Origin of the sequence: Nonomuraea rhizosphaerae, from assembly GCF_019396405.1 — a bacterium.
GTDB classification, from domain to species: domain Bacteria; phylum Actinomycetota; class Actinomycetes; order Streptosporangiales; family Streptosporangiaceae; genus Nonomuraea; species Nonomuraea rhizosphaerae.
In genome coordinates, this window is record NZ_JAHKRL010000507.1 from 1 (window position 1) to 7598 (window position 7598).

The following is a 7598-nucleotide window of genomic DNA, read 5'->3' on the forward strand; positions in this document are numbered from 1 at the left end:
ACCGGCGGGGAGAGCGTGCAGGCGGCGGCCGCCGCGCGGATGTCGCCGAGCAGCCGCCCGCCGAGCATCAGCCCGGCCCAGCCGCCGATGACGATCCGCTCCGGGTTGAACAGGTGGACCAGGCTCGACAGGCCGACGCCGAGCATCTCGGCGGTCTCGGCGAGCACCGGTGAGCCCGTCGCCAGCAGCCTGGCCAGGGCGGCCTCCTCGTCGGCGGAGTCGGCGACGACGCCCGCGCGCTCCAGGACGGCCTCGGCCCCCACGTACGCCTCCAGGCAGCCGCGCGCGCCGCAGCGGCAGACCCGGCCGCCGGCGACCACCTTGAGGTGGCCGACCTCGCCCGCCGCGTGGCCCGCGCCCCGGTAGATGGCCCCGTCGGCGACGACCGTGCCGCCGACGCCCGAGCCCATGAGCACGATGACCGCGTCGCGGGTGCCCTGGCCGGAGCCGAACCACAGCTCGGCCTGGCCCATCGTCTTGGCGCCGTTGTCGACGTACAGGGGCAGCGTGGTGCCGGCCCGCAGCAGGGCGCCGAGCGGGACCGCGTCCCAGCCGAACGCCTTGGCCCGCACCAGGCCCGAGGGGCCGGGCTCGACGATGCCGGGGACGCCGACGCCCACGCCGAGCACCTGGCCGGCCGGGACGCCGCTCTCGGCGATCACCGCGTCGACGCCGGTGAGGATGTGACGGGCGACCAGCTCGGGGTCGTGCCTGGCCGAGCGGACGGCGTAGTGGGCCCTGGCGCGTTCCTTCATCTCCAGGTCGAACAGCTCGACCCTGACCTGCGTCTCCCCCACGTCCACGCCGACCGCGTAGCCGTAGCCGGGGTTGACGCGCAGCAGCACGCGGGGCCGGCCGCCGTCGGAGTCGACCTGACCGGCCTCGACGATCACGTTGTCGGCGAGCAGGTCGCCGGTCATCGTGCTGACGGTCGCCGCGCTGAGCCCGGTGACGCGGCACAGGTCGTTGCGGCTGGCCGGGCCGCCGAAGTAGAGGGCCCTCAGGAGCATCGACCGGTTGCCCCTGCGGAGGTCCCGCACCGTCCTGCGCTCTGGCGTGGCCATCGTCTCCCTTTCCGCGCCCATGTTACTTCCGTGCCCGAAGGTGGATGTTACCGAAGTGTTTCCGACGTGCCGGAAGACTTTCTTCGCACCTTAGATTATGGTCTGGCCATCCCCCCGATGAGGAGAAGGTCATGAGCCGAGGAGTCGCGGTCGCCGTGCTCGCCGTCACACTCGCCGCCTGCGGCGGACAGGGTTCCGGCGGTGGTCCGGGTGACGGGAAGACGCTCACTTTCTGGATGTACCAGGACCGGACGCCGCAGGCCGGTCAGGTGATGGAGAAGGTGCGCAAGGACTTCGAGAAGGCCAATCCCGGTGTCACGGTGAAGCTGGTCAAGATCCCCAAGGACGACTACAACACCAAGCTCGGCGGCGCGGTCGCCGGCAAGAGCGCGCCCGACGCGGGCATCCTGGACCAGCCCCTGGTGTCCAAGTACGCGCTGGACGGCACGATCAAGGAGGTGCCCGCCGGGCTGATCGACGAGAGCGCCTACTACAAGGGTGCGCTCGACACCAACCGGGCCGGCGGCAAGCTGTACGGCCTGCCCGCCGACCAGACGACCGTGGCGCTGTTCTACAACAAGAAGCTGGTGCCTGCCCCGCCCAAGAGCTGGGACGAGCTGAAGCAGGTCGCCGCCCAGGTGCACCAGGCCAACGCCGAGGTGGCCGGGATGAACGTGCCCAAGGGCGACGGCTACGGCGCCTGGATGTTCCCCGGCGTCGTGCACGGGGCGGGCGGCCAGATGGTGGACGACGCCGGCAAGAAGGTGCTGTTCGACCAGCCCCAGGCCGTGGAGGCGCTGCAGCTCTGGGTGGACCTGCTCAAGTCGTCACCACGCAAGATCACCGACTCGGACAAGCCGTTCGAGAACGGGCTGGCGGCCATGACCATCTCCGGCCCCTGGGACGTGCCGACGATCCGCGAGCAGTTCCCCGACCTGGACTTCGGCGTGGCGCCGCTGCCGTACAAGAGTGAGCCGGCCGGCAACATCGGCGGCGAGGACTCCGTGGTCTTCTCCACCAGCAAGAACGCCGACCTGGCCTGGAAGTGGCTGGCGTTCCTGACCAGCGCGGAGAACAACGGGGCCGTCGCCGACGCGTTCGGCGGGTTCCCGGCGCACCTCAAGGCGCAGGTCGTGGCCGGCGGGCCGGAGCAGGCGGCCTTCCTGGAGCAGCTCAAGGTCGCGCACGCCAGACCGGCGGTGCCGCAGTGGATCCAGGTCAACGACGAGATCATCGCCCCGGCCCTGGAGTCGGCGCTGACCGGCAAGGCCACGGCCCAGCAGGCGCTGACGGACGCGGCGGCCAAGACCCGCTCGCTCCTCGGCTGGAACGGCTGACGTGGCGGTACACGCCCAGGCTCAGCCGCGCTCCCTCGCCGCGCGCGGCAGGAGACGGCTCAGGAGGGACCACGTCGTGGGCTGGCTGCTGGTCACGCCGGCACTCGTCTACTTCGTGGTCTTCCTGCTGTACCCGGCGCTGTCGGCCCTGTACTACAGCTTCACCGACTGGAACCTGCGCACCGACGCCGCCTGGGTCGGCCTGGCCAACTACGCCGACCTGATGTTCGACGACGTCAAGTTCCCGCACTTCTGGAAGTCGGTGCGGGTGACGCTGCAGTACACGCTGATCGCCGTCCCGCTCACCATGGCGGCGGCGCTGGCGCAGGCGCTGCTGGTCAACGCGATCCGGCGCGGCCAGAACCTGTTCAGGCTGCTGCTGTTCCTGCCGGTGGTCACGGCCGAGGCGGCGGTGGGCGCGATCTGGCGCTGGCTGTACGACCCGCAGTACGGCCTGATCAACTCGGTGCTCGGCCTGGTCGGCATCCCCGGCCAGAACTGGCTGAACACCCCCGAGCTGGTCATCCCGGCGCTGGCGTTCATCTCGGCCTGGCAGTGCGGCATCTCGATGATCATCTATCTGGCGGGGCTGAAGGGCATCCCCACGACGATCAACGAGGCGGCGGTCATCGACGGGGCCGGGCCGTGGCAGCGGTTCTGGCGGGTGACCGTGCCGATGCTCCGGCCGACGACGTTCTACCTGCTGGTGACCGGGGTGATCGCGGCGTTGCAGGTGTTCGGCCTGGTGTACGTGATCTTCTCCGGCAACGGCCGCAGCGTCACCGGCGGGCCGGAGCAGTCGGGGCTCAGCTACGTGCTGCACCTGTACCTGTTCGCCTTCCGCTATGACGCGATGGGCGCGGCGTGCGCGATGTCGTTCATCCTGCTCGTCTTCATCATGATCGTGACGGCGGTGCAGTTCAGGTTCGTCAAGCAGGAGGCGGCGTGAGACGGGCTTCGATCTATGTCGCGCTGGTCCTGCTGTCGGCGGTGTCGGTCGTCCCGTTCCTGTGGATGCTGGCCACCTCCGTCAAGCACGGGCAGGACATCTACACCAAGGTGCCGAACCTGCTGCCGACCGACCGCAGGACCGGCGAGTGGGCGGCGACGCTGGAGAACTACGACTACGTCCTGGGCGTCGGCGGGCTGGGCACGGCGTTCGTCAACAGCGTCTGGGTGTGCCTGATCCTGGTGCCGGCCAAGCTGCTGGTGGACGCGCTGGCGGCGTACGCGTTCGCCAGGATCCCCTTCCCCGGCCGGGACAAGCTGTTCGTGGTGCTGCTGGCCGGCATGATGGTGCCGGCGATCACGCTGCTGATCCCGCGCCTGCACGTCACGCAGGCCCTGGGCATGTTCGACTCGGGGTGGGGGCTGATCGTCCCGAACATCGCCTCCGTGCTGGACATCTTCCTGCTGCGGCAGTTCTTCCTGACGATCCCGGCCGAGCTGGAGGAGGCGGCGCTGATCGACGGGGCGGGCCGCATGCGGGTGTTCTGGAGGATCGTGCTGCCGCTGTCGAAACCGGTGCTGGCGGTCGTGACGATCACCAGTTTCCTGTTCCACTGGAACGACCTGGTCTGGCCGCTCGTCGTGCTGAACGACCCGGAGCTCTACACGCTGCCGCTGGCGTTGCAGCAGCTCGTGGCCAGCCCGGACGGCGGCCGCGCGTACTACATCATGGCGGGCGCGACGCTCGCCGTCATCCCGGTGATCGCCGTGCTGCTGGTCTTCCAGCGCCGCATCCTGCAAGGCATCGCCTTCACCGGCCTCAAGGCCTGAGGAGGGTTCCGAGTGACGTTGGAGTTCCGTGACGGGGTCGCCGTCGTGGACGGCGAGCCGCGGGTGCTCGTCACCGCCGACTATCCCTACTACCGCGACGACCCGGCCGTGTGGGCGGACCGGCTGCGCGCCGTACGGGACGAGCTGGGGATCGAGGTGATCACCTGTTACCTGCCGTGGCGCCACCACCAGCCCTCGCCCGGCACGCCGCCGGACTTCACCGGGGCGACGCACCCGTCCAGGGACGTGATCGGCTTCCTGGAGCTGTGCCGCGACCTCGGGCTGAAGGTGATCGGCAAGCCGGGGCCGTTCATCCACGCGGAGGTGACGTACGGCGGGCTGCCCGACTGGGTCTGCCCCGACCACGACCCGGCGATCGAGGCGCTGGTCGGCGCGTCGGGCGAGCCGCTGCGCTGGGCCGACTCGCCTGACCGGGCGCCCGGCCGGACGCTGCCCGCCCCGCTCGGCGCGGTCTTCTCGGCCATGGCGGCCGAATGGCTGTCGGCGGCGGGCAAGGTCCTGAGCGGCGCCCCGGTGGCCGCCCTGCAGATCGCCAACGAGGGGATCTACACCAACGGCGCGCTGCCCCTGACGGCCTACGACCACAGCCCCTCCGGGCTGGCCTTCCACCGCGGCCGGCCGGCCGGCGCGGACCGGGGCCGCGGCCACGCCGAGTACCTGGCCGAGGTCTACCGCGTCTGGACCCAGGCCACCGGCACGGACCTGCCGGTGGTGGTCAACCTGAACCCGCCGACCGTCGAGGAGCTGGACGACTGGCTGGCCCGGGTGCGGCCCGAGCTGTGGGACGGCATCACCTACGGCTTCACGAACTGGATGGGCGTCGTGTCGTCCGACCCGGACGCGCACGCCCGCTACGTGATCGCGGCCAAGCGCGCCCCCGGCCCGAACCTGGAGGAGAACTGGGGCTTCTCCGAGCTGTACGACCCGGCCTACGCCGACGCGGCGACGAGCTTCCACCAGAGCCTGCTCGCCCTGGCGGCCGGGGCGACCGGCGTGAACGTCTACACCGGCGTGTCCACCTCCGGCTGGCTGCCCGACCTGGACTCGGCGCACGGCGGCGTGTACCCGGACTGCGCGCCGATCAGGGCGGACGGCACCGCCTCGGAGAAGGCGCCGGTGGTGCGGGCGCTGGCGGGCTTCTTCGCCCGGCACGGGGCCGAGTTCCTGGAGTGCGAGCCGGTGCGGTCGCAGGCCTTCGGGCTGTACCTGCCGTACGCGGGGATCGCCGCCCTGGACAAGCGGGAGGGACAAGGGGGGCCGGGGTGCGGGCGGGCGCTGCGCGCCTTCCACGACCGGATGCGGGCGCAGGGGTGCGACTACGACCTGTTCGACCTGGAGACGGTCACCGCCGAGCGACTGGCCCGGTGCGCGGCCGTGACGGTGCCCGGCGGCCCGTTCATGCACCGGCACGTGCAGGAGCTGCTGGCCGCGTACGAGGGCAGGGTGGTCGTGGACGGCCCGGTGCCGGCGCTCGACGAGGACATGCGGCCCTGCTCGCTGCTGACCCCGTCCGAGCCCGTGGCGCAGGAGAATCCGGTCCTGTACGGACGCGCGGACGCCTACCTGCGCAGCCATCCCGGCCGGGACGTGCACTACCTGACCGTGCTGGTCCAGGACGACGGCGACGGGCCCGTCGGCGTGCGCACCCCGCTGGGGGACGTCGAGGTGCTGGCCGCCCGGGGCGGCGCGGCGGTGCTGCGGCTGACCGGCGACGGGCTCGACGATCTGCTGGTCAAGGGCGTCAACGGGTGGCTGGACTCGGCGGTGGCGGCCCGCGTCACGTTCGCGGGTGAGACGGTGGCCGCGCCGGCCCCCGGGGACCTGGTCAGGATCGGGCGGTAGATCCCCCGCCGCGGAGCCCCCGCCGCGCGCCGGGGGAGGATGCCTTCGTGACGACGTACACGATCCCCGGGATGCGGGTGCGCGAGCACGTGGTGAGCGTGCCGCTGGACTGGTCCGACCCTGACGGCGAGACGATCGAGGTGTTCGCCCGCGAGCTGGCCGACCCCGTGCGGGCCGGCGAGGACCTGCCGTGCCTGCTGTTCCTGCAGGGCGGGCCGGGCGGCAAGGGGCCGCGGCCGACCGGCCCGGACGGCTGGATCGGGCAGGCGCTCAGGACGTACCGGGTGATCCTGCTCGACCAGCGCGGCACCGGCCGCAGCTCGCGGATCACCGGCCGGGTGATGGCCGCCTTCGGCGACCCGCGCAGGGCCGCCGACCATCTGGCCCGCTTCCGCGCCGACTCGATCGTGGCCGACGCCGAGCACCTGCGCACCACCGTGTTCGGCGGCCGGCGGTGGGAGACGCTCGGGCAGAGCTACGGCGGCTTCCTCACGCTGACGTACCTGTCCAGGGCGCCCGAGGGGTTGAGCGCCTGCTACGTGACCGGCGGCCTGCCCGCCGTGGCGCCGGACGCGGCGGAGGTCTACCGGCGCACGTACCCGCGGGTCGCGGCCAAGAACGCCGCCTTCTACCGCCGCTACCCGCACCACGTGGACACGGTCGCGCGCATCGCCGACCGGCTCGCGGCCGGGGACGTCCTGCTGCCGGACGGCGACGTGCTGACGGTGCGGCGGCTGCAGTCGCTGGGCGTCGACTTCGGCATGAAGCCGGGGTACGAGCGCATGCACTGGCTCGTGGACGAGGCGTTCGACGGCCCCTCCGACGGCCCCATCGACGGCTCTTCCGACGGCCCGTTCGACGGCGACCATCTGTCCGACACCTTTCTGCACCAGGTGCTGGCCCGCTCCTCCTACGGCGACAACCCGCTGTTCGCCGCGCTGCAGGAGAGCATCTACGGCTCGGGCGCGGGCGCGACCGGCTGGGCCGCCGAGCGCGAGCGGGCCCGCCACCCGGCCTTCGCCGAGTCGGCCAGGCCGCTGCTGTTCACCGGGGAGATGATCTACCCCTGGATGTTCGCCGAGATCCGCGGGCTGCGGCCGTTCCGCGCCGCGGTGGAGCTGCTGGCCGAGCGGGCCGACTGGCCGCCGTTGTACGACCTCGACCGGCTGGCCGCCAACGAGGTGCCGCTGGCGGCGGCCGTCTACCACGACGACATGTACGTGGACTCCGGCCTGCAGCTGGAGACCGCCTCCCGGATCGGCAACGCCCAGGCGTGGGTCACCAACGAGTACGAGCACGACGGCCTGGCCGACGAGCGGGTGCTGGCCCGGCTGACCGGCATGGTCCGCGACCTCGGCGGCGGCCTTCCCCGGTGAGACGCGGCGGCCTTCCCCGGTGAGATCACGACCGGTCTGGAGGAGGTGGACGGCCGCTCGCTAGGGTTGTCGCCATGTCTCCCTGGAAGGGCGCTATGACCGCTTGGACCGTCAACTGCTCGATTCTCTATTCGGACCTGCCGCTCCTGTCGCGACCCGCCGCGGCCGCGGCGGACGGG

Annotated in this window: 6 protein-coding genes; 5 read left to right on the top strand and 1 reads right to left on the bottom strand. The window is 71.9% G+C overall.

The features are described from left to right. Positions 1-1064: ROK family transcriptional regulator (locus KME77_RS26460; protein ID WP_219471656.1), on the bottom strand; the 1064-nt coding region annotated here is incomplete at its 3' end. A 131-nt stretch (positions 1065-1195) separates the two neighbouring features. Here KME77_RS26460 and KME77_RS26465 point away from each other — a divergent pair. The 5 genes from KME77_RS26465 to KME77_RS26485 are packed head-to-tail and all read left to right on the top strand — an operon-like array spanning position 1196 to position 7419. Then, positions 1196-2401, top strand: a complete 1206-nt coding sequence (locus KME77_RS26465) for an ABC transporter substrate-binding protein (protein WP_219471657.1) — start codon at positions 1196-1198, stop codon at positions 2399-2401. A gap of 1 nt (position 2402) precedes the next feature. After that, positions 2403-3350, top strand: a complete 948-nt coding sequence (locus KME77_RS26470) for a carbohydrate ABC transporter permease (protein WP_219471658.1) — start codon at positions 2403-2405, stop codon at positions 3348-3350. Beyond that, complete coding sequence (locus KME77_RS30075) at positions 3347-4180, top strand: carbohydrate ABC transporter permease (protein ID WP_219471659.1); 834 nt, start codon at positions 3347-3349, stop codon at positions 4178-4180. The genes KME77_RS26470 and KME77_RS30075 overlap by 4 nt, the downstream gene beginning before the upstream one ends. Before the next feature lie 12 nt (positions 4181-4192). Beyond that, complete coding sequence (locus tag KME77_RS26480; RefSeq protein ID WP_219471660.1) at positions 4193-6043, top strand: beta-galactosidase; 1851 nt, start codon at positions 4193-4195, stop codon at positions 6041-6043. 47 nt (positions 6044-6090) lie between these two features. Then, positions 6091-7419, top strand: coding sequence for an alpha/beta fold hydrolase (locus KME77_RS26485; protein ID WP_308250912.1), 1329 nt, complete (start codon positions 6091-6093; stop codon positions 7417-7419). Positions 7420-7598: the final 179 nt, after the last annotated feature.